The 25,783-nt window shown below is 64.9% G+C and carries 21 protein-coding genes, 1 tRNA gene and 1 pseudogene; 17 read left to right on the top strand and 6 right to left on the bottom strand.

Translation table 11 applies throughout. The features are described from left to right. Positions 1-23: 23 nt before the first annotated feature. The 12 genes and pseudogenes from ACFPPB_RS11265 (at position 24) to ACFPPB_RS11205 (ending at position 15,917) form a co-directional block, all read left to right on the top strand. Complete coding sequence (locus ACFPPB_RS11265; protein ID WP_377327065.1) at positions 24-1,427, top strand: C40 family peptidase; 1,404 nt, start codon at positions 24-26, stop codon at positions 1,425-1,427. 60 nt (positions 1,428-1,487) lie between these two features. Then, a complete protein-coding gene (locus ACFPPB_RS11260) occupies positions 1,488-2,585 on the top strand; it encodes a dipeptide epimerase (protein ID WP_377327063.1) in 1,098 nt (365 codons plus the stop codon). After that, positions 2,585-3,442: a MurR/RpiR family transcriptional regulator gene (locus ACFPPB_RS11255; RefSeq protein ID WP_377327061.1), complete on the top strand. Its 858-nt coding sequence runs from the start codon at positions 2,585-2,587 to the stop codon at positions 3,440-3,442. The genes ACFPPB_RS11260 and ACFPPB_RS11255 overlap by 1 nt, the downstream gene beginning before the upstream one ends. Before the next feature lie 960 nt (positions 3,443-4,402). After that, positions 4,403-5,773, top strand: a pseudogene (locus ACFPPB_RS11245) (dicarboxylate/amino acid:cation symporter); the annotation flags it as partial. Further along, a complete protein-coding gene (locus ACFPPB_RS11240; RefSeq protein WP_377327055.1) occupies positions 5,770-6,912 on the top strand; it encodes an NAD(P)/FAD-dependent oxidoreductase in 1,143 nt (380 codons plus the stop codon). The pseudogene ACFPPB_RS11245 and the gene ACFPPB_RS11240, both read left to right, overlap by 4 nt. A 226-nt stretch (positions 6,913-7,138) precedes the next feature. After that, a complete protein-coding gene (locus ACFPPB_RS11235) occupies positions 7,139-10,174 on the top strand; it encodes a TonB-dependent receptor (RefSeq protein ID WP_377327053.1) in 3,036 nt (1,011 codons plus the stop codon). A 201-nt stretch (positions 10,175-10,375) separates the two neighbouring features. Then, entirely contained in the window at positions 10,376-11,965 is a 1,590-nt protein-coding gene (locus ACFPPB_RS11230; RefSeq protein ID WP_377327051.1) for a tetratricopeptide repeat-containing sulfotransferase family protein, read from the top strand. A gap of 146 nt (positions 11,966-12,111) precedes the next feature. After that, on the top strand, positions 12,112-12,708 hold the full coding sequence (locus ACFPPB_RS11225; protein ID WP_377327049.1) for an anthranilate synthase component II: 597 nt from the start codon (positions 12,112-12,114) through the stop codon (positions 12,706-12,708). Beyond that, on the top strand, positions 12,705-13,781 hold the full coding sequence (trpD, locus tag ACFPPB_RS11220; protein ID WP_377327047.1) for an anthranilate phosphoribosyltransferase: 1,077 nt from the start codon (positions 12,705-12,707) through the stop codon (positions 13,779-13,781). The genes ACFPPB_RS11225 and trpD overlap by 4 nt, the downstream gene beginning before the upstream one ends. A 92-nt stretch (positions 13,782-13,873) precedes the next feature. Then, positions 13,874-14,668: an indole-3-glycerol phosphate synthase TrpC gene (gene trpC, locus ACFPPB_RS11215; protein WP_377327045.1), complete on the top strand. Its 795-nt coding sequence runs from the start codon at positions 13,874-13,876 to the stop codon at positions 14,666-14,668. A gap of 5 nt (positions 14,669-14,673) precedes the next feature. Continuing rightward, positions 14,674-15,378 (top strand): HAD family hydrolase, encoded by a 705-nt coding sequence (locus ACFPPB_RS11210; protein ID WP_377327043.1) that lies wholly within the window; start codon positions 14,674-14,676, stop codon positions 15,376-15,378. Between the two features lie 44 nt (positions 15,379-15,422). Then, positions 15,423-15,917 carry a GNAT family N-acetyltransferase gene (locus tag ACFPPB_RS11205; protein WP_377327041.1) on the top strand — a complete coding sequence of 165 codons (495 nt, stop codon included), beginning with the start codon at positions 15,423-15,425 and terminating at the stop codon, positions 15,915-15,917. Here the strand turns inward: ACFPPB_RS11205 and crp are convergent. Beyond that, positions 15,914-16,615 carry a cAMP-activated global transcriptional regulator CRP gene (gene crp / locus ACFPPB_RS11200; protein ID WP_377327120.1) on the bottom strand — a complete coding sequence of 234 codons (702 nt, stop codon included), beginning with the start codon at positions 16,613-16,615 and terminating at the stop codon, positions 15,914-15,916. The two genes, ACFPPB_RS11205 and crp, sit on opposite strands and share 4 nt — an antisense overlap. Positions 16,616-16,902: 287 nt before the next feature. Here crp and speD point away from each other — a divergent pair, with 287 nt between their 5' ends. Continuing rightward, entirely contained in the window at positions 16,903-17,688 is a 786-nt protein-coding gene (gene speD / locus ACFPPB_RS11195; protein ID WP_377327039.1) for an adenosylmethionine decarboxylase, read from the top strand. A gap of 170 nt (positions 17,689-17,858) precedes the next feature. On the opposite strand, the gene coq7 is transcribed toward speD, so the two are convergent. After that, positions 17,859-18,500, bottom strand: a complete 642-nt coding sequence (gene coq7, locus ACFPPB_RS11190) for a 2-polyprenyl-3-methyl-6-methoxy-1,4-benzoquinone monooxygenase (RefSeq protein ID WP_377327037.1) — start codon at positions 18,498-18,500, stop codon at positions 17,859-17,861. 13 nt (positions 18,501-18,513) lie between these two features. Continuing rightward, positions 18,514-19,722, bottom strand: a complete 1,209-nt coding sequence (locus tag ACFPPB_RS11185) for a (Fe-S)-binding protein (RefSeq protein ID WP_377327035.1) — start codon at positions 19,720-19,722, stop codon at positions 18,514-18,516. Positions 19,723-19,878: 156 nt separating this feature from the next. Here ACFPPB_RS11185 and rplM point away from each other — a divergent pair, with 156 nt between their 5' ends. The 3 genes from rplM to ACFPPB_RS11170 all read left to right on the top strand — a co-directional run bounded on the left by rplM (position 19,879) and on the right by ACFPPB_RS11170 (position 20,852). Then, a complete protein-coding gene (gene rplM / locus ACFPPB_RS11180; RefSeq protein WP_072758724.1) occupies positions 19,879-20,307 on the top strand; it encodes a 50S ribosomal protein L13 in 429 nt (142 codons plus the stop codon). A gap of 9 nt (positions 20,308-20,316) precedes the next feature. Beyond that, positions 20,317-20,709, top strand: a complete 393-nt coding sequence (gene rpsI / locus ACFPPB_RS11175; RefSeq protein WP_377327033.1) for a 30S ribosomal protein S9 — start codon at positions 20,317-20,319, stop codon at positions 20,707-20,709. A gap of 69 nt (positions 20,710-20,778) precedes the next feature. Continuing rightward, a tRNA-Gln gene (locus ACFPPB_RS11170) sits at positions 20,779-20,852 on the top strand. Between the two features lie 397 nt (positions 20,853-21,249). On the opposite strand, the gene chrA is transcribed toward ACFPPB_RS11170, so the two are convergent. From chrA to ACFPPB_RS11155, 3 genes are read right to left on the bottom strand one after another with little or no spacing between them, the layout of a single operon-like run. After that, on the bottom strand, positions 21,250-22,641 hold the full coding sequence (chrA, locus tag ACFPPB_RS11165; RefSeq protein WP_377327031.1) for a chromate efflux transporter: 1,392 nt from the start codon (positions 22,639-22,641) through the stop codon (positions 21,250-21,252). Between the two features lie 47 nt (positions 22,642-22,688). Further along, the gene (locus ACFPPB_RS11160) at positions 22,689-23,612 is read right to left on the bottom strand and encodes a DUF1259 domain-containing protein (RefSeq protein ID WP_377327029.1); all 924 of its coding nucleotides are present in this window, start codon (positions 23,610-23,612) and stop codon (positions 22,689-22,691) included. Next, the gene (locus ACFPPB_RS11155) at positions 23,609-24,556 is read right to left on the bottom strand and encodes a chromate resistance protein ChrB domain-containing protein (RefSeq protein ID WP_377327027.1); all 948 of its coding nucleotides are present in this window, start codon (positions 24,554-24,556) and stop codon (positions 23,609-23,611) included. The genes ACFPPB_RS11160 and ACFPPB_RS11155 overlap by 4 nt, the downstream gene beginning before the upstream one ends. Before the next feature lie 165 nt (positions 24,557-24,721). On the opposite strand from ACFPPB_RS11155, the gene ACFPPB_RS11150 reads away from it, so the two are divergent. Next, entirely contained in the window at positions 24,722-25,741 is a 1,020-nt protein-coding gene (locus ACFPPB_RS11150; protein ID WP_377327025.1) for a YncE family protein, read from the top strand. The last annotated feature ends 42 nt before the right edge of the window (positions 25,742-25,783 follow it).

Genomic DNA, 25,783 nt, shown 5'->3' with positions numbered 1-25,783 from the left:
GATCTCGACCAAGGACCATGAAGATGCGCTTTCTCCTGTTCGCCGCCAGTTTGCTGACGCTCGCTCTCGCCGCCATGCCGCTGCAGGCGCGTGATGCCACGCCGACGCTGCCGATCCCGCCCTCGGGCGTGATGGGCGTGAGCGATGCGCAGCTCACGCCGGCGTACTGGATCGGTCTGCAGAAGCAGCCCGATCGCGTGATTCTCGATCGCGCGCAGATCGACGCCGAGAACGCGAAGCTGCTGCGGGCCGACAGCTCTATGCACGATCTGCAGGCGCTGCCGAAGACCTTGACGCGCGAGCAGGTGGCCGGCTGGATCAGCCAGCTGTCGGCGCGGCCGGCGCGGCCGCTGTACGACGTCGACGGCAAGCCGGTGCCCGCCGCCACGCTGGATGCGCTGATCGACAATCTCGCGCTGTCCGACATTCCGGCGCAGCAAAGTACGCGTTACGGGCTGGTGGTGCGGCGCGCGGCGTTTCGCACCTTCCCGACCCGGCTGCGCGTTTTCAGTTCGAAGGGCGACACCGACATCGATCGCTTCCAGGAAACCGCCGAATTTCCCGGCGTGCCGGTGGCGATCGTGCATGCCAGCCGCGACGGCCGCTGGTTGTTCGTGGTTAGCCCACGCTATGCCGCATGGACCGAGAAGGAGAACGTGGCCGAAGGCAGTGCGGCACAGGTCTTCGGCTACGCCGACAAGACGCCGTATCGTGTGATTACCGGCGCTTCCGAACGCACCGTGTTCACCCGCGAGGTGCCCGGCGTTTCGCAACTGCAGCTCGACATGAGCACGCGCGTGCCGTTGCAGACCGATCTGCCCGCGGACCAGCCGGTCAACGGTCAGACGCCGTACGCGGCGTACACGCTGCAGCTGCCGCTGCGCGATGCCGGCGGCAAGCTGCGGTTCACGCCGGCGCTGTTGCAGAAGAACACCGATACGGCAGGCGACTATCTTGCGCTGACACCGGCCAACATCATCCGCCAGGCGTTCAAGTTTCTCGGTGAGCGCTACGGCTGGGGCCATGCCTACGACGGCCGCGACTGCAGCGGCTTCGTCTCCGATGTGTACCGCAGCATGGGCGTGCAGATGCCGCGCAATACCAGCAAGCAGGCGATCAGCCCGGCGCTGGAGCATCGGCTGTTCACCGACAAGGACAGCCGCGAGGCGCGCCTCGCGGCTGCGCACGAGCTGCAGGTGGGCGATCTGGTCTACATCCCCGGCCACGTGATGCTGGTGATCGGCCAGGTCGGGTCCCAGCCGTACGTGATCCACGACGTGGGCGGCATGAGTTACCGCAAGAGCGACGGCAGCATCGCGCACATCAAGCTCGACGCCGTGTCGGTGACCCCGCTGCTGCCGATGCTGTTCGACGACCGCCAGACGTTCGTCGACCGCATGACCAGCATCGTGCGCATTCGCCACTGAACCAGCCACCGCTTGCATCGAGAAGAAAACAAAGGACACGGATTCCATGAAGGCCTGCTTATGAAAATCACCGACGTCCAGTTCGGCATGCTGCGGGTGCCGCTGAAGACGCCGTTCAAAACCGCGCTGCGCACGGTCAGCACGGTGGAGGACATCGTGGTGATGGTGCATACCGACAGCGGCCACGTCGGCTACGGCGAGGCTCCGGCCACCGCGGTGATCACCGGCGATACCCACGGCTCGATCATCGACGCGATACGCCACTACATTTCGCCGCGCCTGATCGGTCAGGAGATCGCCGACCTCAACCATCTCACCCAGCTGATCCAGGGCGCGATGGAGAAGAACACCAGTGCCAAGGCGGCGGTGGAGATCGCGGTCTACGACCTCTGGGGCCAGCTCTACAACGCGCCGCTGTACAAGCTGCTCGGCGGCGGCGACCCGGTGATCACCACCGACATCACCATCAGCGTCGACTACATCGACAAGATGGTGGCCGACTCCGTCTCCGCGGTGGAGCGCGGCTTCGAATCGCTGAAGATCAAGGTAGGCAAGGACATCGGCGTCGACATCGAACGGGTCAAGGCGATCTACGCGGCGGTGGAAGGGCGCGCGCTGCTGCGGCTGGACGCGAACCAGGGCTGGACCGCCAAACAGGCAGTGTACGCGCTGCAGACGCTGGAGGACGCCGGCATCAAGCTGGAACTGATCGAACAGCCGGTGAAGGCGCGCGACCTGGCCGGCATGCGTTACGTCACCGAACGCGTGCACACGCCGGTGATGGCCGACGAGAGCGTGTTCGGCCCGATGGAGGTGATCGAGCTGATCCGCCTGCGCGCGGCCGACATCATCAACATCAAGCTGATGAAGACCGGCGGCATCTCCAACGCGATCCGCATCGCGGACATCGCGGCAATGCACGGTGTCGAGTGCATGATCGGCTGCATGCTGGAGACCGGCATCAGCGTGGCCGCGGCGGTACACGTGGCCGTGGCCAAGTCGAACGTGATCACCAGGATCGACCTCGACGGTCCCTCGCTGTGCCAGTTCAATCCGATCGACGGCGGGGTGATCTTCAACGAATCGGAAATCTCGGTGACGGATGCGCCCGGCCTGGGCATCCGCGAGATCCGCGGTCTGGAAAGGATCGAAGCCTGATGTCGGCGCTGGTCAAAATCCGTTCGGAGCGCGACCAGATGTCGGCGGTGGAGCGGCGCATCGCCGACTTCATCCTGGAAAACTCGCAGCTGCTGCGCGATTACTCGTCGCAGCAGCTGGCCAATGCGCTGGGCATCAGCCAGTCCAGCGTGGTGAAGTTCACCCAGAAGCTGGGTTTCAAGGGCTATCCGGACCTCAAGTATTCCGTCGGCGAGGCGAATGCGCGTGCCGAAAATGGCGACCTGCCGCAGCTGGCCACCGCGCGCGCCAGCGAGTCCGACACGTCACTGGCCGGCAACCTGTGGCGGCGCAAGTCCGAGGCCGAGGAAGCGACCCGGCTGATCAATCCGCCGGAGACGATACAGGCCGTGGCCGACGCGATCGGCCGGGCCGGCAAGAAAGGCAAGGTCTTCATTCTCGGTCTGGGCGAAGACGACATCTACGCGCGCGGCTTCGCGCTGAAGCTGTCGTTGCTGGGCATTCTCACCGTGCACAACTTCGACACCGCGCGGATGACCGCGAACGTTTCCGCGGCAGGCCCCGGCGACGTGCTGCTGGTGTTCTCCGAACATGGCAACCATCCGGCGCTGTGCAAGATCAGCCGCTACTTCCGCGAGCGCCGTGGCCAGGTGATCACGGTGACGCGGCATACCGCCAACCCGCTGCGCACGCTGGCCGATATCGCGCTGGTGGTGTCGGCGCACGACGAGCAGCCGTACATCCAGCCGCTGCTGTACCAGTCGGCGCTGCAGCATCTGCTTGACGGCGTGTTCGTGTTGCTGTGCGAAGGGCACGACGACCGTCATGCGCAGCTGCTGGCCAATCTCGACCGCATCCAGCTGATGCTGGAGCCCTAGCCGCCATGCACCCACGGCCCACCCCCTGTAGGAGCCCGCGTGCGGGCGATGCTCTTGCTCCGATGTTCGGCAGGAAAAATCAAAACAAAGGCATCGCTCGCACGCGGGCTCCTACCTGTGGCGCAACGATGATCTGCCGGACGGAACCGATGACTGCTCGTCGCCCCTACCTTGCCCCACGGCCCATCCCCTGTAGGAGCCCGCGTGCGGGCGATGCTCTTGCTCCGATGTTCAACAGAAAAAATCAAAACAAAGGCATCGCCCGCACGCGGGCTCCTACCTGTGGCGCAACGATGATCTGCCGGATGGAAAACCGATGATTGCTCGCCGCCCCATGCTCGCCTTGCTGACATTTGCCGCCGCGCTCGCCGGTGCCCTGCATGCGGGCACGCCGACCACGCCGTGGAACGACGCCCGCCAACTGGTGCTGGTCACTGTGGCCGACTGGAACACCGACCACGGCACGCTGCGTACATTTACGCGCGGCGCGCATGGCTGGGTCGCGGCCGGCGTCGCCGCGCCGGTCACGATCGGCAAGACCGGCGCCGGCTGGGGGTTGGGGTTGAACGCGCCGCAGCGTGGCGGACCGGTCAAGCGTGAAGGCGACAATCGCAGCCCGGCCGGCGTGTTTCGCATCGGCGACACCTTCGGCTACGCCGCCAGCACCGACACCGCGATGCCTTATCTCGCGCTCAACGCCACCGAATACTGCGTCGACGTCAGCGGCGCGGCGCACTACAACCGCATCGTGGATGCGAACGTGGTCGGTGCCGACGCGGTGAAGGGTTCCACCGAACCGATGCGGCGCGACCTGCATCTCAACGGCGACCAGCGCTACCGCATGGGGTTCGTGATCGAACAGAATCCGCAGGCGAAACCGCTGGCGGGCAGCTGCATCTTCGCGCACTTGTGGAAGTCGCCGACGGATTCGACCGCCGGCTGCACGGCGATGATGCCATCGGTGATGCAGTCCTTGCTGGCCTGGATGCGGCCGGAAGACAAGCCGATCTTCGTACTGCTGCCGCAGCGCGAATACGAGCGGCTGCGCAAGAGCTGGCAGTTGCCGGCGATCGCAGCGGCGGACATCGCGCCGTGAGTGCCACTTCGCGCGTGCTCACCGGACTGGCTGCCGGCGCGCTGATCGGCCTGCTGCTGGTCGGCTGGAATCCGGCGCTGGCGCTGCAGGTGGCCAACGTGGCGCAGCCGATCGGCAAGCTGTGGCTGAACGCGTTGCAGATGACCGTGGTGCCGCTGGTGCTGGCGCTGGTCGTGGTCGGCGTGAACACCGCCACCGATGCGGCGGCCTCGGGCCGCATCGCGCGGCGTGCGATCGTGGTCTTTATCGTCGTGCTGACCGGCGGCGCATTGTTCGCCGCGCTGGCAGCGCCGCTGGTATTCGCACTGTTTCCGCACAACCCGGCGTTGATCGTGGCGCTAGGTCGCGCGGTGGTGCCGTCGGCCGCGCTGGCGGCGCCGGTCGGCTGGGTCGATGCGCTCATCGCCATCGTGCCGAACAACGCGATCATGGCGGCCGCGCAGAGTGCGATGTTGCCGCTGGTGGTGTTCGCCCTGTTCCTGGGTTTCGCGTTGACCCGGATCGCGCCGGCGCGGCGCGCGATGCTGCTGGAATTCTTCCAGGCGATCAGCGACGCGATGATCGTGATCGTGCGCTGGGTGCTGTGGGCCGCGCCGCTGGGCGTGTTCGCGCTGATCCTGTCGGTTTGCGCGCGCTCGGGGCTGGGCATGCTCAGTGCGCTGGGCGTGTATGTGCTGGTCGAGTGCCTGCTGTATCTGGCCGTCGCCGTGATGATGCTGCCGGTGGCCATGGTGTTCGGCGGCGAGCGGCTCCGCCGGTTCGCCGCCGCGCTGGTGCCGGCCCAGGTGGTGGCGCTCAGCACGCAATCGTCGCTGGCCTCGTTGCCGGCGATGCTCGAAAGCGCGGATCGCAAGCTCGGTTATCCGCAGCAGGTCACCGCGCTGGTGCTGCCGATGGCAGTGTCGCTGTTCCGCCTGACCAGCCCGGTGCAGTACATGACCTCGGCGGCCTTCATTGCCTGGGCCTACGGCATCGACCTGTCCACCGCGCAACTGGTCGCCGGCGCACTGCTGGCGGTGGTGGTCAGTCTCGGATCCGTCGGCCTGCCGGGCCAGGTCACCTTCATCGCGACCAACCTGCCGGTGGCGCAGTCGATGGGCCTGCCGTTGAGCCCGCTGGGTCTGATGCTGGCGGTCGATACCCTTCCCGATGCCCTGGCCACGCTGGGCAACGTCACCGCCGATCTTACTGCCGCCAGCGTGGTGGCGCGGCAGTCGCAGGACGATACCGCATGAGCAGAGATGTATCCGATTTCGATGCGATCGTGATCGGCGCCGGGATGGCCGGTGCCTCGGTCGCGTATTTCATGGCGCCGCATGCGCGCGTGCTGGTGCTGGAGCGCGAAGCGTATGCCGGCATGCACTCGACCGGCCGCTCGGCGGCGTTGTTCAGCGAGACGTACGGCTCGCCGCAGGTGCGCGCGCTGACCCGCGCTGCGCGACCGTTCCTGATGCAGCCGCCGGCGGGTTTCGCGGCCCAGCCCATCCTCAGGCCGCGCGGTGCCACCATCCTCGGCCGCGCGGAGCAGGTGGATGGTGTGCGGGCGCTGTACGAGGCGATCGCGCCATTCACGCGCGACATCGCATTGCACGACACCGCCCGGCTGCTGGCGACGGTGCCGGTGCTTCGACCGGAGGCGGCGCAGATCGGCCTGCACGAGCCCGGCGCCGCCGATATCGATGTCAACGAATTGCATCAAGGTTTTCTGCGCGGGCTGCGTGCGCGTGGCGGTCAGCTGCGCCTGAATGTCGGCATCCGCGCGATCAGCCAAGGCGCGGGCGGCTGGCAGGTGGACGACGGCCTGCAGGCATTTCGCGCGCCGCTGCTGCTCAACGCCGCCGGCGCCTGGGTCGACCAGGTGGCGGCGCTGGCCGGGGTGGCGCCGCTCGGCATCACCCCGAAGCGGCGCTCGGCGTTCGTGTTCGAGCAGCCGGAAGACCTTGCCACGGCGGACTGGCCGTTCATCACCAGCTTCGACGAAAGCTACTACTTCAAACCCGACGCTGGCCTGCTGCTCGGTTCCTGCGCGAATGCCGATCCGGTGGAACCGCACGACGTGCAGCCAGAGGAATACGACATCGCCCTGGGCATCCACCGGATCGAGGAGGCGACCACCATGACCATTCGCCGGCCGCGGCGAAGCTGGGCCGGCCTGCGCTCGTTCGTCGCCGACGGCGATCTGGTCGGCGGATTCGCACCGGATGCACCCGGTTTCTTCTGGGTCGCCGCGCAGGGCGGCTACGGCATCCAGACCAGTGCCGCGATGGGCGAAGCCTGCGCGAATCTCGCGCTGGGCCGGCCACTGCCTTCGCCGCTGGCCGATGCCGGATTGTCGGCGGCGATGCTGGCACCGCGTGCTACCCATCTGGATTAGGAGCGCGACGTCGTGAACCCCCTTCGATCCGGCTCCCTTTTCGCTACCGATCCACGCGTCTGCTACCGAAGTTGACTTCAGGCTCGTCCGTAAGGGGATTCATTAACTGGCAATAGCCATTGATCGAATGGGGTGTATATCAATGAAGGGTAAATTTTCTCGCGCGTCGCGCCGCCAAACTGTCCTGCAGCGCAAAGCGCTGGCTCTCGCGATCGGCTCCGTCACCATGAGCTTCGCGGGTGCCGCCTGGTCGCAGGCGACCACCGGCACCATCTACGGTGCGGTCCCGATTGCCGCCAACGAAACCATCCAGATTACCGGGGGCGCGGGTTTCAATCGCACCATCACGGTCGGGCCGTCCGGCAAATATTCGATCACGCTGCCCGTCGGCACCTATACGGTATCGCTGCTGCAGGATGGCAAGGTCGTGCAGAGTCGCAGCGACGTCAGTCCGGTAGCCGCGGGTGCGGTAGCAGTTGACTTCGCCTCCTCTGCCGGCGCCGCCAACGCGCAGACTCTGTCGGCGATCAACGTCTCGGCCAACACCCTTCCGCCGATCGACGTGACCACGACCAACCAGGTCACGACGATTACAGCCAAGCAGCTGCAGCAGCTGCCCATGGCGCGCACCGCCGAAGACATCGCCATGCTGGCGCCGGGCGTCAACATGGGTTCGCCCGAGTTGACCGGCGGCCCGCTCGGCACCCCGATCAACGTGTTCGGGGGTGCCTCGACGGCCGAGAACGCATACTACGTCGACGGCATGAACACCACCGAGGCGCTCAATAGCCAGGGCGGCGTCAGCCTGCCGTACGGGGCCATCGAGCAGCAGCAGACTTTCATCAGCGGTTACGACGCCAAGTACGGCCGCTCCATCGGCGGCGTGATCAACCAGATCGGCAAGAGCGGCTCCAACGAGTGGCACTTCGGCGCACGCGCCCTGTGGCAGCCGGCGAGCCTGCGATCCGATCCGGTCAACTATCACTACGCCAATCCGCTCGAAGCGGATACGGGCTATCGGCCCGGAGACCTGGCGGTGTACCGCAAGGACGATAGCTCCAGCGAAACGATCTACGACGCCTATATCAGCGGTCCGATCGTCAAGGACAAGCTGTTTTTCTTCCTGAGCGCCGAGCAGGACGACATCCACGCGGGCGCCACCTCGGAGTTCAGCGGCAGCGGTGCCACCCACGTGACGAGAACCGTCCACGACCCGAAGTTCTACGGCAAGTTGAACTGGAACATCAACGACAGCAACACTTTGTCGCTGACCGGCCTCAAGAACTCGAGCAAGACGTGGGGAACCTTTCACGACTTCGACTACAGCAATTTGCAGAGCGGCGCTTTTTCGAGCCTCGATCAGACATACAAGACTGTTTTCAGGATGTGGGCGGCCAACTACACCTCCTACATCACCGACAACCTGACCTTGAACGCGATGCTGGGAAAAATGCACGGCGCGTACTACTCGCAACAGCCCGCATACCCGGGTTTCGATCCTGAACTGCCCCATATCTCAAGCGCTTCCGTGCAGGATCCGGCGTTCGTTCCGCCGGGGGGAATCGTCAACTCGCAGGCGAACTCGACGATCGCCGATCCCCAACATCGCGAAACGATCACGAACTATCGTCTGAGTCTCGACTACAAGTGGAATGACCACGACTTCCAGGTCGGCATCGACAACATCAATTCCTGGGATCTGCATGACGGCTCGCAGAACAGCGGGCCCGGCTATGAGTGGATCTACGGGCAAAGCGATCCCGGCACGCCGGTTTTTGGCGTCGATCCGAACGTTCCGCCGTATGTCGCCCCATCGACGCAGTGCCACGACGGACACTGCTATTACGTGCAAAAACACGTCGACCTCAGTGTCGCCTCGGTGCGTGTGGCGCAACGCGCCCAGTACATCGAGGACAACTGGCAGGTTACGCCGAACCTGCTGCTGAACCTCGGTCTGCGCAACGACCAGTTCGTCAACTACGACGCGGCAGGCGTGCCCTACATCAGGGAAACCAAGCCGCAGTGGGCGCCCCGTCTCGGCTTCAGCTGGGACGTGCACGGCAATTCCACCTTGAAAGTGTTCGGCAATGCCGGCCGCTACTACCTGGCACTGCCCGATCAGGTGGCACTGTCCATCGCCGCCCCCGTGGTGAATGCCGGCGTGTACGGAACCTACACCGGGATCGATCCGGCCACCGGCGAGCCGATCGGGTTCACGCCCTTGCCGCAGAATCCGGCGACCGGCGTGTCGATCGACAGCGAATACGGCCAGGCAAAGGATCCGCGCGTATCCGCCTCGCAGAACATCAAGGCCGAGTATTCCGACAACTATGTACTGGGTCTGCAGCAGCAGTTCCAGATGCTGGGGACGCAGTGGGTATTCGGTGCAACCGGCACGTTCCAGAAGATGAGCCGCATCATCGATGACTACGACGCCATACAGAACGAGTGTGCGGCGGGACGGGCGCAGGGCTACGCCTGGATGACGCCGCAAGACTGCGACCAGTACGCCCAGAGTCTGGTCTTGATCAACCCTGGAGAGACCAGCGATCTTCTGATGAAATCGCCGGACGGCAAGCTCGTCCCGGTAACCTTTACACGTCAGGATCAGGGCTTCACGAAGGGACCGGAGCGCCGCTACTACTCGCTGGATCTGTCGCTGGAACACGCATGGGACGGCAAGTGGTTCGGAAAATTCGACTACGTGTTCTCCAGGACGTGGGGCAATGACGAAGGACCGGTGAGCACGTATTCGCAGCAGGGCGGGTCGTACGAGTCGCTGACGACCGCATGGGACTTCCCGGAACGGATGGAGTGGTCGAGCGGTGTACTGCCCAACAGCCGCAAGCACCAGTTCAAGATCTACGGCGCCTATGCGATCACCCCGGACTGGACGGTCGGCGCCAACCTCTACATCACCTCCGGCACGCCGCGTCTCTGCCGGGGTGGATACGGACCGAATCAAGTGGCTCTGCATGGTTCCCACACGTATTTCTGGTGCGCTGGCAAACCCGTGCCGCCGGGTTCGCTTGGCTTTACGCCGTGGGTCCACAGCGTCGGCCTCAGCCTGGACTACAAGCCGGGCTGGGCCCAGCACAAGCTCGACTTCAACTTCGCGGTGTTCAACCTGCTCAATGACCAGACGCCGGTGTTCTACAACGACTTTTTCGGAACCACACGTAGCCCGAACGCTGACTACGGAAGGATTCAGGACACGCGTCCGCCTCGCAGTGCCAGATTCTCCGTGGCCTACGATTTTTGAGCGGCCCAGGCAAACGCTACGGCGCCGGGCTCGCGCCCGGCGTCTTTTTGCGACTGCATCCTTGGCAGTCGTCCTTCGGGCCATCGCTGGCGCGTGTCGAAAATCGCGCCCGGCGATTTTGCAGCCGGTGCGCGACTTGTGTAGCCTGCTGCGATGACGCCGCATGCCCTTGACGACATGACATTCCGGACAGATCCCCCGTTGCAGAATCCGGCTCGGCGCCCGCTCTCGCCGGCGGCGGCCAGCCTGCTGGCGAGAGCGCGCAAGGAATGGGAGCAGCGACAATTCGATGCGGCCGAGCGATCGATAACCGAAGTACTTGCACTGGCGCCGGACGATGCGGATGCGATCCGGATGTCGGGAGTCGCAGCCCAGCGCCGCGGCGATCACACCAGGGCCATCGGCTGTTTCCGACGAGTCCTTGCGACGTGGCCCGAGGATGCCGACCTGCGCATCGGACTCGGCATCGCGCTGCACGAGCATGGCGAGATCGATGAAGCCATGGCGCATTTGCGGCGTGCCTGCGAACTGGCACCGGCCTCGGGCTCGGCCTGGTTCAATCTCGGCGAAGCACTCTGGCGACAGGCACGCACGGAAGAAGCCATCGGAGCGTTGCGGCGGGCGCTCGAGCTCGTCCCCTCACACATTCCGGCGCGGCTCTCACTGGCCCGGGCGCAGGCAAGCTGCGGGCAGATCGACGCCGCCGTGGCCGGGTTCCGCGGCGTCCTGCAGCTCGACCCGGGCCATGCGGAGGGATGGTTCGGGCTGTCCAATCTCAACACGGTCCGCTTCGACGCCGCGGATGCCGCGGGCCTGCGGCAGGCCCTAGCGCGCGGCGATCTGCCGGCCCGCCACCGCGAATTGCTCAGTTTTACCCTGGCGAAGGCGCTGGAAGACCAGGGCGATTACGCGCAGGCCTTCGAGGTGTTCCGGCTCGCCAACGCGTCGCGGCGCCGCCGGGTGCAATGGGACGCGGCGGGGGAGCGCCGGCGCGTGGATGCGATCTTGCGCATCTTCGCGAACGACATGCCGCCGCCGCCGGATCCCGGGCTCGGGCATGAGGCCATCTTGATCGTCAGCATCCCGCGTTCGGGCTCGACTCTGGTCGAGCAGATCCTGGCCTCGCACCCGGATGTCGAGGGCGCCAACGAGATCAAGGACATGTCGCAGGTAATCGACGCGGAAACGCGCCGCCGCCGCTCGGCGTTTCCGTTGTGGGCGCCGGACGCCGGCGCGGAGGACTGGCAGCGCCTGGGCAGCGAATACCTCGCGCGGACCGCAAGCTGGCGCAAGACCAGGCCGCGCTTCACCGACAAGAGCCTGGTGACCTGGTACCTCGTGGGTGCGGCGCTGGCGATGCTGCCGGCGGCGCGCGTGATCATCGTCCGGCGCGATCCGGTAGAGACTTGTCTGGCTTGTTATCGGCAGTGCTTCACCGAAAAGGTCGGTTTCACCTGCGACCTCGATGAAATGGCGGATTACTGCATCGATTTCCTGCGTCTGACACGTTTCTGGCTGGAGAAGTACCCCACCCGGGTGTTCGATCTTCCCTACGAGTCGCTGGTGGCCGATCCGGAAACCGTGACGCGCCGTCTGCTGGACTTCTGCGGCTTGCCGTTCGACTCCGCATGCCTAGAGTTCCACAAGACGTCGCGCGCCGTGCTGAGCGCGCCCAGTGCCGCGCAAGTGCGGCAACCGTTGCGCAGCGACACCGCGCGCAGCGCACTTTACGGTGACAAGCTGGACCACTTGCGTCGGCGCTTGCGCGACGCTGGCGTGCTGGCGGAGTGAGCGTGCACCGGCCTCGATATTTCCACTCGGCGTCAGAAGCGACCCTTCCTGAAAGCGGCTGATTGAACGGCCGGCCCATGGGCAATTGGAAGGCTATAATGCGAAACTCGCGGCGCGCTCCATGTCGCCCTACCGCAAGGCCCGTCATGCTCCTGATGATCGACAACTACGACAGCTTCACCTTCAACCTCGTGCAGTACCTTGGCGAGCTGGGTCAGGAGGTGAAGGTGGTGCGCAACGATGCGCTGGATGTCGCCGGCATCCGTGCGCTGAAGCCTTCGCACATCATGATCTCGCCGGGGCCGGGTACGCCGGATGATTCAGGCGTGTCGCTGGATGTGTTGCGCGAGTTGTCAAGTGGGATTCCAGTGTTCGGCGTGTGCCTCGGCCACCAGGCGATCGGCCAGGTGTTCGGCGGCAAGGTGATCCGCGCCAAGCAGATCATGCACGGCAAGACCTCGCCGGTGCGCCACCGGGGGCAGGGCGTGTTCGCCGGCCTACCGGATCCGTTCGAGGCGACGCGCTACCACTCGCTGGTGGTGGAGCAGTCGTCGCTGCCGGACTGCCTCGAAGTGACCGCATGGACGGAAAACCCGGACGGCTCGATCGACGAGATCATGGGCCTGCGCCACCGGACGCTGCCGGTGGAAGGCGTGCAGTTTCATCCCGAGTCGATCCTGACCCAGCATGGCCACGACCTGCTGCGCAATTTCCTGGGCCTGCCGCTGCGGCTGGCCGCATGAGCGCGGACGTGACCGGCAAAGGCAGCCGCGACATCACGATCACGCCGCAGGAAGCGTTGCAGCGCACGATCGAGCACCGCGAGATCTTCCATGACGAGATGATCGCGTTGATGCGCCAGATCATGCGCGGCGAGGTGAGCCCGCTGATGACCGCAGCGATCATCACCGGCCTGCGCGTGAAGAAAGAGACCATAGGCGAGATCACCGGCGCGGCGCGCGTGATGCGCGAGCTGTCGGCCAACGTGCCGGTCACCGGCGACGGCGAGCACCTGCTGGACATCGTCGGCACCGGCGGCGACGGCGCCTCGAGCTTCAATATCTCCACCGCGTCGATGTTCGTCGCGGCGGCGGCGGGCGCACGAGTGGCCAAGCATGGCGGACGCAGCGTGTCGTCGAGATCCGGCAGTGCGGATGTGCTGGAAGCGCTCGGCGCCTCGATCGACCTGACGCCGGTGCAGGTCGCCGAGTGCATGGCCGGGACCGGGATCGGCTTCATGTTCGCGCCGAACCACCATCCGGCGATGAAAGTGGTGGAGCCGGTGCGCAAGGAAATGGGCGTGCGCACGCTGTTCAACATCCTCGGCCCGCTGACCAACCCGGCCGGTGCGCCGAACATCCTGATGGGCGTGTTCCATCCCGATCTGGTCGGCATTCAGGTGCGCGTGCTGCAGCAGCTCGGCGCGCAGCATGCGATGGTGGTATGGGGACGCGACGGCATGGACGAGATCTCGCTGGGCGCGGCGACCCTGGTCGGCGAGCTGCGCAACGGCGTGGTGCGCGAATACGAGATCGAGCCGGAAGACTACGGCCTGGCCATGGCCTCCAGCCGCAACCTGCGGGTGGACAACGTGAACGAATCGAAGGCGATGCTGCTGGAAGCGCTGAGAGGCCAGCGCGGCATCCCGCACGACATCGTCTGCCTGAACGCCGGTGCGGCGCTGTACACAGCCGATGTGGTCGGCTCCATCGACGATGGCATCGAGCTGGCGCGTGCCACGATTGCCAGCGGCGCGGCGCATGCGAGAATGCTGGCCTTCGTGGCGACCACCCGGCGGCTCGCCGAACTGGGCTAGATACTCCACCTGGTGCGCCCGGCCCTGCAAAGTGGCAGGATCGGACTACCCGGTGCACGGAGCGCACGCCCTACATCGACTAGCGAGATGCCATGACCGACATCCTCAATCGTATTCTTGCCCGCAAGGCGGAAGAGATTGCCGAACGGCAGATGAAGCTGCCGCTGAGCGAGCTGAAGGCGCGCGTCGCGGAGCAGCCCGATACCCGCGGCTTCGCCGCCGCGATCGAGGCGAAGATTGCGGCCGGCTTGCCCGCGGTGATCGCCGAGGTGAAGAAGGCCAGCCCCAGCAAAGGCGTGATCCGCGCGAACTTCGATCCGTCGGCGATCGCGAAGAGCTACGAAAAAGCCGGTGCGGCCTGCCTGTCGGTACTGACCGACAGCGATTTTTTCCAGGGCAGCGAGGCCTTTCTGCAGCAGGCCCGTGCGGCGTGCTCGCTGCCGCTGCTGCGCAAGGATTTCATCATCGACCCGTACCAGGTGTACGAGGCCCGCGCGATCGGAGCCGACTGCATCCTGCTGATTGTCTCCGCGCTCGACGACGACGTGCTGCTGCAGCTGTCGCTGCTCGCCGCCGAGCTCGACCTCGATGTGCTGTGCGAAGTGCACGACGAGGAGGAGCTGGAGCGCGCGATGGCGCTGCCGGTGCCGTTGATCGGCGTCAACAACCGCAATCTTCGCAGCTTCGAGACGGCGCTGGAGGTCTCGCTGGAGCTGCAGGGGCTGATCGAGTACGACCGCGTACTGGTGGCCGAATCGGGCATCCATACCCCGGAAGACGTGGCGCGCCTGCGTGAAGGCGGCGTCCAGGCCTTCCTGGTCGGCGAGGCGTTCATGCGCGCCGAGGATCCGGGCAGCGAATTGCGGCGGCTGTTCGCCACGCCGTGACCAACATGCCGAAGGGGGAGGCGCAGACGGTGTCGGCCGATGCGGTGGATGTGAACGCGGCACTGCCGCGCGTGGTGCTGTTCGACTTCGACGGCGTGCTGATGCACGGCGATGCGTTCTACCTTTTCATGCGCGAGCGCTACCGCCGTTCGTGGTGGCGTCCGTTGCTGGCGCTGTTGAGTACGCCGCTGCTGTTGCTGCAGCTGCCGTTCTCGCGCCGGTTGCCGGCGCGTGTGCTGGTGCGCATCGCGTTGCTGGGACTGGGCGAGCGGCATTACCAGGCGGCCGCGAATGCGTTCGCCGCCAGCTTGGCGCGCCGGCCGCGGCAGTTCTGCCGCGACGGCCTGCAGGCGTTGCGCCGCCATCAGGCCCAGGGCGACCGGGTGATCGTGGTGACCGGTTGCGAACACACGCTGGTGAGCGGCGTCCTGCAGCAGCTGGGGCTGACCGATCTGGAGATACTGGCTTCGCAGTTGCGCAGGGGCTGGCTAGGCATGCGGCCGCTGCGGCACAACGTGGGGCGGCGCAAGGTGCAGGCGCTGGCCGGGCATGGCGTCACCGCATGGCAGGTGGCCTATGGCGATTCGATGTTCGACGTGGCGATGCTGAAGCCGGCGACCGAGGCGGTGCTGGTCAACGGCACGCCCGCCTTGTGCAAGAAAGTCGAGAAGGCGCTGGGCCGGGCGATCACCCGCGTCGAGTGGTTCTGAAGTTCACGCCGCTGCACCCACGGATTCCGATCAGGTAAGCCACGTTGATACAGTCCAAGGTCGAGATCGTGCCGTTCGAGCCGAGCCTGCGCGAACACTTCTATACGTTGAATGCGGCGTGGCTGAAGAAGCACTTCGTGATCGAGCCGATCGACGAGCAGGTGTTGCGCGATCCCGAGCGGTCGGTGCTGGAACCCGGCGGCGCGATCTTCTTTGCCAAACTCGGCGACGCGGTGATCGGCACCTGCGCCCTGCTGCGCGAGGTGCCTGGCGTCTACGAACTTTCCAAGATGGGCGTGGATGAAACGTTTCGCGGGCTGGGCGCCGGCCGCCAGCTGCTGGACGCGGCGATCGCCGAATTCCATCGCCGGGGCGGCCACACCTTGTTCCTGGAATCCAACAGCAGCCTGAAACCCGCGCTACGCATGTACGAACAGGCCGGCTTCGTGCTGCAGCCGACGATACGCGCCGGCTCGCACTATGCGCGGGCCGACGTATACATGATCTATGCGCCGGCCTCCGGCCGCGCGGCGCGCTAGCGGGTGCCGCGCACCACGATGGTCTTGCCGGAGACATCGATCATCCGCTGCTCTTCCAGCTGCTTGAGCACCCGGCCGACCATTTCGCGCGAACAACCGACGATGCGGCTCACTTCCTGACGCGAGATGCGGATCTGGGTACCGTCCGGATGGGTCATCGAATCCGGCTCCTGGCACAGGTCCAGCAGCGTGCGCGAGATGCGGTTGGTGACGTCCATGAACGCCATCCGGCTGACCTGGCGCGAGGTGCGCAGCAGGCGGTTGGTGAGCTGGGCGCCGATCGCGAACAGGATCTTCGGGCATTCCTCGCGCAGCGGGCCTTCCATCAGCTGGAACAGGCGCTCGTAGCTGATCTCGGCCATCTCGCACGGGGTACGCGTGCGCACCATCGACTCGCGCTGAGCCTGCTCCACGAACAAGCCCATCTCGCCGATGAACTGGCCACGGCTGATATACGCGAGGATCAGTTCACGGCCCTGTTCGTCCTCGGTACATACCGCCAGCGAGCCTTCCATGACGTAGTAAAGCGTGTTGGCCGGGTCGCCGGGCCGGATGATCGCGGTCTTGCCGGGATAACGGCGGCGATGGCATAGCCCGAGAAAGCGCTCCATCGCAGCAGGGTCGGGAGCAAAGCCGAGCGGAGCCTGGGAGCGCTCGAAAGCCTGTTGGAGCTGGTATTTAAGTTGCGCCACGATGATCCCCGAAGGTACTTGTTTTTCCTGCAGCCGTTGCAGTGACGGCGGGTTTGCGTGTCTGTAACCACCTTGCAAGCTTGGCATTATGGCAAACCCTGACGGCTTGCCGAAGGTTCAATTTCATTTCATTTTGCCGCATACTTCGCAGTCTCCCGGTGGCGACGAGCTTGTCGCATACCGTTCACAAGGGTCGTGCAGGCTACCTGCCTGCGCTTCACACCATTCTGCGGGGACCCTTGTCGCTAACCCGCCTCTACTGCTGACCGGATGTCCGGTCATGGAGAGCTGCCGTGGTCAAACCACTTCCCCGTCTGCGCCTGCAGGGTTTCAACAACCTGACCAAGGCGTTGAGCTTCAACATTTACGACATCTGCTACGCGGTGTCCGAGGAGCAGCGCAGCCGCTACATCGAATACATCGATGAGCAGTACGACGCCGACCGGCTGACCCAGATCCTCACCGACGTGGCCGAGATCATCGGCGCGAACATCCTCAGCATCGCGCGCCAGGACTACGATCCGCAGGGCGCCTCGGTGACCATGCTGATCTCCGAGGAGCCGGTGGTCGAGAAGCTTGGCCGCGACACCATCTCCGGCGCCGTCGTCGCACACATGGACAAGAGCCACATCACCGTCCATACCTACCCGGAAACGCATCCGCACAACGGCATCGCGACGTTCCGCGCGGACATCGACGTGGCCACCTGTGGCGTGATCTCGCCGCTGAAGGCGTTGAACTACCTGATCGACAGCTTCGAGTCCGACATCGTGATCGCCGACTACCGCGTGCGCGGCTTCACCCGCGACGTCAAGGGCAAGAAGCACTTCATCGACCACAAGATCAATTCGGTGCAGGACTACCTGGCCAAGCACATCCGCCAGAAGTACGAGATGTTCGACGTCAACGTGTACCAGGAAAACATGTTCCACACGAAGATGCACATCAAGGACTTCGACCTCGACACCTACCTGTTCGAGGCGCATGCCGACGACCTCTCGTTCAAGGAACGCCAGCGCATCGAGCAGCTGCTGCGCCGCGAGATCGAGGAACTGTTCCACGGCCGCAACCTGATGTGACGAAAACCCCGCCGAAAGGCGGGTTTTTCGTATGCGGCAGCTTCGCCTCTTCTATCGCTCACATAGTAGGAGCCCGCTGGCGGGCGATGCTCCTGCTCTGATGGTTGAGCTAGGAAAAATCAGAGCAGGAGCATCGCCCGCCAGCGGGTTCCTACACATGTTTTGCGGTCCTACAGGCGGTACGCCACGGCCTTCATCACCATCGAGCTGACGTGCATCAGCTGGGGCAGCGGGAACGGCAGTTCGATGCCGCCGCGCTGTTGCGCCGCCTGCGCATGGCGGATCTCGTCGGCCTGCATCAGGGTCAGCACCGCGCGTGAGCGTTCGTCCTGCGCCGGCAGCTTTTCCAGGTGTTCGGCCAGATGCGTTTCCACCTGGCGCTCGGTCTCGACCACGAAGCCGAGGCTGACCGGATCGCCGGCCAGCGCAGCGGCGGCGCCGATCGCGTAGCTGCCGGCATACCACAGCGGATTGAGCAGGCTGGGACGGCTGTGCAGCTGCTGCAAGCGCTGGGCGCACCAGGCCAGGTGATCGGTTTCCTCGGCGGCCGCATGCAGCAGGTGTCGGCGGGTACCGGCGTCGCGCGCCAGCGCGGCCTGGCCGAAGTACAGCGCCTGCGCGCAGACCTCGCCGGTATGGTTGATCCGCATCAAGCCGGCGGCATGGCGGCGCTCGGCATCATCCAGTTCCGCTTCGGCGAGGCCGACGGCGGGCGAGTGGCGATGCGCCTGCGGCGAACTGGCGATCGCTTCCAGTGCGCGCTCGCAACCGGCCAGCAGGCGATCGAGCGGGCTCAGCGTGCGGATGTTCATGGGCGTTCCTGTTTCAATGGCTAGGTTCCAGTTGTCGGGCCAGCAAGGTCAGCGGATGCCGAGTGGGCCAGTGCAAACCCTGCTGGTCGATGCCCGCGGCCAGATGCAGGCGGCAGCCGATATTGGACGACAACAGCTGCTGCGGTTCCAGCGTGGCGGCTTGTCGAAGCGTCGCGTCGCGCAGCTGTGCCGCGCGGGCGGGAAACTCCAGCAGGTGGCTGCCGGCCGCGCCGCAACAATACGGCGGACGCGGCAACGACAGCACGTCGAGTTCGGGTATACGGCGCAGCAACTGCAGCAAGGCCGCATCGGTGCGCGCCACATTGATCTGCGTGCATGGCAGGTGCAGCGCCATCCGTTGCGCCAATGGGCGGAAGTGCAGCGATCCGGCCCGTGCCGCCAGCAGTTCCACCGGATCGAGCACGCTGATGCCGGGCAGGGCGCGACGCAGCGTGCCGAGGCAGCCAGGCGTCACCGAGAGCAACTGGCTCGCGCCGCTGGCGGCCCAGGCTCGACGCACCTGCTGCGCGGCTTGTTCGGCCGCGGCTGCTGCGCCGCCATGCAAGTCCATCGCTCCGCAGCAGAATGCCGGCAGCACGCTGACGTGGAAACCCGCCGCCTGCAGCAAGGTCACCGCGGCCTGCTGCGCCTCCGCATCGTCGACGCTGGCCACGCAACCGGGGAACAGCGCCAGTCGCGGCTGTTCATTCTTGTTGTCACTGACTCGAACAGGTGCGGCCGGAGACCCGGCCGGCAGGCCGAGCAGGGCGGCACGCCATGGCGAGCGCTGCGGCAGTCGTCGCGCCAGCCGGTTTTTCCAAAGCGACAACCCCAGCCAGCCGCCGACCCGGCGCAGCGCGCGCAGCAGCGCCGGGCGCTTGACCAGTTCCAGCAACAGCCGTGGCCGATGCGACGCCGGTCCCAGCAGGGCGCGGGTTTCGATCAGCAATTCGCCGTACTGCACGTTCGCCGGGCAGACCTTTTCACAGTTCAGGCAGCCCAGGCAGTGATCCAGGTGCTCGCGCAGCCCGGCGCCGGGCTCGGCCAGCCCGCGCGCCAGGGCGGAGGCGATGGCGATGCGCCCCCGCGGCGATTCCGCCTCGTTGCGGTCCAGAGCGTAAGTGGGGCAGACCGGCAGGCACAATCCGCATTGCACGCACTGGTCGGCCAACTCGGCGATGCGGCCGGCAGGCGCGTGCAAGGGGGACTTTTCAAGCAGCATGCTCGTCATGCTATCATTGCCAGCTCACAGCCCGCCGGTCGGTGGGCTTGCGCCATGGATGACGGCTCCGCTATCATCTCGCGCCTTTGTTCCACCGAAAGCATGCTTTCTCGAATCATGCGTACCGCCTCGCGGCGGCAGACCAGGTATTCTGAAATGAAAACGTTTAGCGCCAATGCAGACAACGTCAAGCGCGACTGGTTCGTGGTCGACGCCACGAACAAGACGCTCGGTCGCCTGTCGACCGAAATCGCTCGTCGTCTGCGCGGCAAGCACAAGCCGGAATACACCCCGCATTGCGACACCGGCGATTATATCGTGGTGATCAACGCGCAGAAGGTGGCCGTCACCGGTGCCAAGCTGGACGACAAGAAGTACCACCGCTTCACCGGCTACATCGGCAACCTGAAGACCACCAGTCTGAAGGACTTGCTGGCGACCTACCCGGAGCGCGTGATCGAGATCGCCGTCAAGGGCATGCTGCCGAAGAACCCGCTGGGCCGCGAGATGTACCGCAAGCTCAAGGTCTACGGCGGCGCCGAGCATCCGCATATCGCACAGCAGCCACAGGCGCTGGAACTCTAAGGAATCAATATGACGATCCAGCAGAACTACGGCACCGGTCGCCGCAAAACCTCCGCCGCCCGCGTGTTCCTGCGCAAGGGCAAGGGCGCCATCGAAGTCAACGGCAAGTCGCTCGAGGCATTTTTCGGCCGCGAGACGTCGTGCATGATCGTGCGCCAGCCGCTCGAGCTGACCCAGAACACCGAGAAGTTCGATATCAAGGTGACGGTCGCCGGCGGTGGCATCACCGGCCAGGCGGGTGCGATCCGCCTCGGCATCGCCCGCGCGCTGATCGAGTATGATGAGACCCTGAAATCGCCGCTGCGCAAGGCCGGTTTCGTGACCCGCGACGCCCGCGAAGTCGAGCGCAAGAAGGTCGGCCTGCACAAGGCCCGTCGCGCAACCCAGTTCTCGAAGCGCTAATTTAGCTACCGGAAATCGCGCTTGTTGGTTCGATGCATCAAAGTCAGAGCGCGTCGATCCAGTTGTTTTTGGGAGATCGTCTAACGGTAGGACGACAGCCTCTGACGCTGTCTATCTAGGTTCGAATCCTAGTCTCCCAGCCAAAATAAAAAACCCGTCCTCGTGGCGGGTTTTTTATTTTGGCTGGGGTACAGGAGGCGAACCACGTTCGACAAATTTGTCTGGAACAAATTTGGACAGCCGCAGGCTGGCCCTGAGCGCAGCGAAGGGTGAGTCCCATGGATGGGACGAACAATCCCGATCTCGCAGCCGCCCCGATCCCTTCTGCGGCCAAGCTACCGACTTCCCGTGCCTCGCCCTTCGGGCCATCGGCTGCGCCGATGTTCGCTCCGGGATCCTGCCTTCGCAGTCGACGTGTTGCCTGGGACTTGTTGGACAGCCGCAGGCTGGTCCCGCGCAGCGGGGTTTGGCCCATGGCATGGATGGGCCAGACAATCCTAGTCTCCCAGCGGCGCGCGCCTGGACCAAACACCTCGGCGCCTACGGCAAGTGACTGATCAAGAGGAGCGACAACGCCCCAACGAAGCCACTGCCCAGCAGCGTCCATCCCATGCCGATCTTGAAGCGCAGCATGGCCAGCATGGCGCCGACCGCCAGGGCTGTGGCCAGGCCGTGGAGTGTGGACCATTGCGGCACCTCCACAGCCAGCGCACCATAACGCTGCGTCTGCACCGTTCCGAACAACGTGTGCAGGGCGAACCAGACCGAAAGATTCAGCACGACCCCCACGATGGCGGCGGTGACCGTCGAGAGGGCCGCGTTGAGGGTGTGCTGGCTCCGTAGCGCTTCGACATAAGGGGCGCCCAGGAAGATCCACAAGAAACAGGGCGCAAAAGTCACCCAGGTGGTGAGCACCGAGCCGATGACGCCGGCAGCCATGGGAGACAGGCCCGCCTGATGATGGAAAGCCCCTAGGAAGGCCACGAACTGCAGCACCATGATCAATGGTCCTGGCGTGGTCTCCGCCAAAGCCAGTCCATCGAGCATCTGCCCGGGCGTGATCCAGTGAAAGTGTTCCACGGCGCGCTGTGCGACATAGGCCAGCACCGCGTACGCACCACCAAATGTCACCACGGCCGTCTGCGAAAAGAAAATGCCTTGTTGCGCGAGCACGCTGTGCAAACCGAAGGTGCCGATCACCACGCCTACCGGCAGCAGCCAGATAGCCAGCCACGTCAGCAAAATACGCACGGCGCGGCGGCCCGATGGCATGGTGTGCCGAAGTTGGCCTTGGCCGAGCAGTCGATCGATCAGGTATTCCGATGACGCATCGGCTTCCGTGGACTTGGGTGGGGGAAAACTTTGCGGCAACCACCAACGCCCCAGCACACCCAGCACTGCAGCCGCGGCGACGATGAGGGGGAAGGGCAGCTTGAAGACGTAAATGGCAATGAATGCCAAGCCGGCAATACCCACCATCGCCCGGTTCTTCAGCGCCTTCCGCCCGATACGCAGCACCGCTTCCACTACGACCGCCAACACGGCGGCCTTCAACCCGAAGAACACGGCGGCGATGAGGGGGACATCCCCAAGCAGGGCATAGATGATGCTGAGCCCGAGGATCGTGATGAAACCAGGCAACACGAAGAGAATGCCCGCGATGAGCCCGCCCACGGTTCGATGCAGCATCCAACCGATGTAGATGGCCAACTGCGTGGCCTCGGGGCCAGGCAGTAGCATGCAATAGTTCAATGCATGCAGAAACCGTGCATCGCTGATCCACTTGTGCCGTTCCACCAGTTCCCTGTGCATCACCGCAATCTGGCCAGCGGGGCCGCCGAAGCTGAGCATGCCGACCTTCGTCCAAATGCACGTGGCCTCGCGCAACGAAGGCCGGTCTGGCTCGGCAACGGCAGGGGAGGTGTCCATCATGGCTGCCGCCGCGGGCTTTCATTGTTCAAAAAAAGTTGGTGGATTCATCAGTGCGATGTGTGGTTCGCTTGGGCATCCAGCGCCGCGCGGAAGCCACGGGCCAAGTCCGCCGTCGTGCCCTCGCCCCAGAAGTGGGTGAAGTAGAGGTTGGGGGTTTCACTCATCATGTGGTTGTGCAAGGCCACGACGTGGATACCGGCTTTGCGCAACGCCATCAGCACCGGGCGCACTTCATTGGTGCGCATGATGAAATCGCCATCGACCGCAGCCAATTTATCGCTGCCGCTGAACGCGGCCCAGGTGGTCAGTCCCATGGAAGCGCCAACCGCCCGCCCGTGCATCTGACCTTCAGTGCCGATCGTCACTTTGACTACGCCATCGGTGACCGGAGCCGGATGGCCCACGATCTTGGCGATGGCTCCGGCATTCATCGCACCCATCGACGGTATGTGGCTGCCGAAACCATCGGCCGGTTGCGGATGTGCGGCGCGTACCGCCTTGATCGCATCCCACACGGCTTTCACCCCGGCCGCCAACTGCGTGGGCGAACCATCGCCACCGAGATGCATGAAATAGACCTTGGGCTGGTCGTAGAAGAAGTGGTTGTGCAGGCCAGTGACTTGCAAGCCATGGGCAAATGCCGCGTCCATCGCCGCATCCACTTCGTCCTGGAACACCACGGTGTCGCCCATCACCATCGCCTGGTTGCCCATGGCAGTGAACGCAGCCCACGAGCCCAGGCCTGCCACCGGCGACAAGCGCATGCCGTCCACGGTGACCGGCACGTCGTTGCGGCTCCAACCGATCTTCACCACGCCGTCGGGTTGCGCCTTGGCTTCGACGCCTGCGGCCTTGCCAATGGAGACTGGGTCCAAGGCCGCCGCGGCTGCCGGGAGTGCGGTGAGCAAGCTCAGCATCAGCGCCATTGTGCTCAACAAAGGCACGCAGCGCACAGCGAATGTCGTCGTCATGAGAGTTCTCCAGGGATATCAAGGTAGGCGGCATACAGGCAATCGAGCACCATGCCGATGTCGGCCAGCAGGCCGTCGTCGTCGTCGCTGAGGCGGGCGCGGGCACCTGTCATCACACTTGCAAATCCGGCGGCGTCTGCCACGGGAACGCCGCCCACATCGAGGTAGTGCACCAGCCGGCCCATGCGGACCAGGCCGGGGTCGTGGTCCAGGAGGCCAAAGCTGGCGGCCAGCACTTCAAAGCTGACCCGCGATCCCACATGAGTGAAAGCGGCGCCGTCGAAATCGAACCCCAGCGCGTCGGCAGGGCAGTCGGCGGGACTGGCCAACCACAGAAACCGGGCATCGGGATCAATGAAGCGGCGAATCAACCAGGCCGAGGCGACGCGATCCACCCAGAGGTGGCGCCGCGTGGCCCAACGTCGGCCGTGGTAGTCGGCCAGGTTCCGACGGGTGATGGACCCTTTGGTGGCGTGCGGTTCGTCGGGGGAAAACTGGGCATTGACCGCCTGCTCTGCGTCGCGCAGCGCTCCTTCCGCCTGATTCCGTGCCGGTCCCGGGAAGAAATCCACAGCCGCGATCCCTGCCAGCTCCCGGCGCAACGCCACCAGTTGCCGGCGCGCGTCCACCTCCGACAAGCCACGCAGCTCAGCCTTCAGTCGGGTCATTCGTTCCAGACTTTCGGCGTAAAGCGCCGTGCGATCGAAGGCCTGGCGAAGTTCGGCTTCCTGCCCGCCATCGGCCGCCGTGAACGGGATGACGTGGGCTGAACCACCGGCTTCCGTCACCTCCGTAGCCTGGACTCGGAGAAAGGACCAGCTCGCTTCATTCGAGGGGAGGACATAAACGCCATCCCGGATGGCTGCCACACCAGCGGCTTTGAGGGCGCGCCAGAGACGCATGCGCGGGTTGGGACTGCGCCCTGTCAACGAGGCGACCAGCATGACCCAGGTGGCTTGGTTCCATGGCATGTCATGAATACTACGTTTCTGTCATAGTTATAACAAGATGAGATTGGGCTGCCCAACCTGGCTGCAGGTGCCATGCCTCTGGGCAGGCTGGCCGAGCCTCGATCATTTGACGAACCAGCAGGCTTTCGGGAGGACGCTATGGCCCCGCAACTGACTCCGAAACGCCGCTGGGCTATGGCGTTCACGCCGGTGCTCATCGTGGCCGCCACTACCGCGTGCAGCAGTCCAGCGATTGGGCACCTCCCGCTCGCCGCGGTGGCCGATGCGCCCCTGACCGGTGGAACCACCCGCTGGGATTACGCCAGTCTCGACCCAGCTGCCCATCGCCTTTATCTGGCCCACCTGGGCGACAGCGTGGTCACGGTGTTCGACACGCAGACCCAAAGGGTTGTGGCGGACGTGCCCAACGTCAGTCACGTGCATGGGGTGCTGTTCGTGCCTGAGTTGCGACGGGTCTATGCCTCGGCCACGGGCACCGATGAAGTGGTGGCGATTGATCCCGTCACGTTGAAGATCACGGCACGCGTGCCAGCGGGCGACTACCCCGATGGAATGGCCTATGCCTCGGAGGCCCACAAACTTTATGTGTCCGACGAGCACGGTGGCACCGACACGGTGATCGACGTGCGCACGAATACGCGGGTGGCGACCATCCCGCTGGGCGGCGAGGTGGGCAACACGCAATACGACCCCGTGTCCAGGCACATCTTTGCGAACGTGCAGACCCGCAGGCAGTTGGTGGAGATCGACCCAGCCACCGACAAAGTGATCAGCCGGATGGATCTGCCGGGGGCAGAGGGCAACCACGGCCTCTATATTGATCCCGTCACGCATCTGGCTTTTGTCGCCTGCGAGGACAACAACAAGCTGATCGTGGTGGATCTCACCAGTCGACGCGTGGTGTCCACGTTCGATGTCGCCAGGGATCCCGATGTGCTGGCGTTCGATCGCGGCCTCGGCTGGTTGTATGTGGCCGGTGAGTCCGGAGAGGTCTCGTTGTTCCATGTTCAGGGGCAGACCGTCGATCCGGTGGCTTCGGGCGTGTTGGGACCGAATGCCCATGTGGTGGCGGTAGATGAGGTCACACACCGGGCCTATTTTCCGCTCAAATCCCTGGCAGGCAGGCCTCAGTTGCGGATCACGGAGCCCAAGCGGTAACAAACCGCCATTCGCAAAAACCTGCCTCTTCGGTTCCTCACT

The organism is Rhodanobacter terrae (assembly GCF_042657005.1).
Taxonomy (GTDB): domain Bacteria; phylum Pseudomonadota; class Gammaproteobacteria; order Xanthomonadales; family Rhodanobacteraceae; genus Rhodanobacter; species Rhodanobacter terrae.
Note: the sequence above shows the minus strand (reverse complement) of the source record. Positions and strands in the feature narration are given on the sequence as shown.

Coding starts and splice junctions, on each gene's coding strand:
- ACFPPB_RS11260 (WP_377327063.1), top strand. CDS start 1,488: ATGAAAATCACCGACGTCCAGTTCGGCATGCTGCGGGTGCCGCTGAAG.
- ACFPPB_RS11150 (WP_377327025.1), top strand. CDS start 24,722: ATGGCCCCGCAACTGACTCCGAAACGCCGCTGGGCTATGGCGTTCACG.
- trpD (WP_377327047.1), top strand. CDS start 12,705: ATGAGCGCGGACGTGACCGGCAAAGGCAGCCGCGACATCACGATCACG.
- chrA (WP_377327031.1), bottom strand. CDS start 22,641: ATGATGGACACCTCCCCTGCCGTTGCCGAGCCAGACCGGCCTTCGTTG.
- ACFPPB_RS11255 (WP_377327061.1), top strand. CDS start 2,585: ATGTCGGCGCTGGTCAAAATCCGTTCGGAGCGCGACCAGATGTCGGCG.
- ACFPPB_RS11240 (WP_377327055.1), top strand. CDS start 5,770: ATGAGCAGAGATGTATCCGATTTCGATGCGATCGTGATCGGCGCCGGG.
- ACFPPB_RS11155 (WP_377327027.1), bottom strand. CDS start 24,556: ATGCTGGTCGCCTCGTTGACAGGGCGCAGTCCCAACCCGCGCATGCGT.
- ACFPPB_RS11225 (WP_377327049.1), top strand. CDS start 12,112: ATGCTCCTGATGATCGACAACTACGACAGCTTCACCTTCAACCTCGTG.
- trpC (WP_377327045.1), top strand. CDS start 13,874: ATGACCGACATCCTCAATCGTATTCTTGCCCGCAAGGCGGAAGAGATT.
- ACFPPB_RS11160 (WP_377327029.1), bottom strand. CDS start 23,612: ATGACGACGACATTCGCTGTGCGCTGCGTGCCTTTGTTGAGCACAATG.
- rplM (WP_072758724.1), top strand. CDS start 19,879: ATGAAAACGTTTAGCGCCAATGCAGACAACGTCAAGCGCGACTGGTTC.
- ACFPPB_RS11265 (WP_377327065.1), top strand. CDS start 24: ATGCGCTTTCTCCTGTTCGCCGCCAGTTTGCTGACGCTCGCTCTCGCC.
- coq7 (WP_377327037.1), bottom strand. CDS start 18,500: ATGAACATCCGCACGCTGAGCCCGCTCGATCGCCTGCTGGCCGGTTGC.
- ACFPPB_RS11185 (WP_377327035.1), bottom strand. CDS start 19,722: ATGCTGCTTGAAAAGTCCCCCTTGCACGCGCCTGCCGGCCGCATCGCC.
- rpsI (WP_377327033.1), top strand. CDS start 20,317: ATGACGATCCAGCAGAACTACGGCACCGGTCGCCGCAAAACCTCCGCC.
- ACFPPB_RS11235 (WP_377327053.1), top strand. CDS start 7,139: ATGAGCTTCGCGGGTGCCGCCTGGTCGCAGGCGACCACCGGCACCATC.
- ACFPPB_RS11210 (WP_377327043.1), top strand. CDS start 14,674: ATGCCGAAGGGGGAGGCGCAGACGGTGTCGGCCGATGCGGTGGATGTG.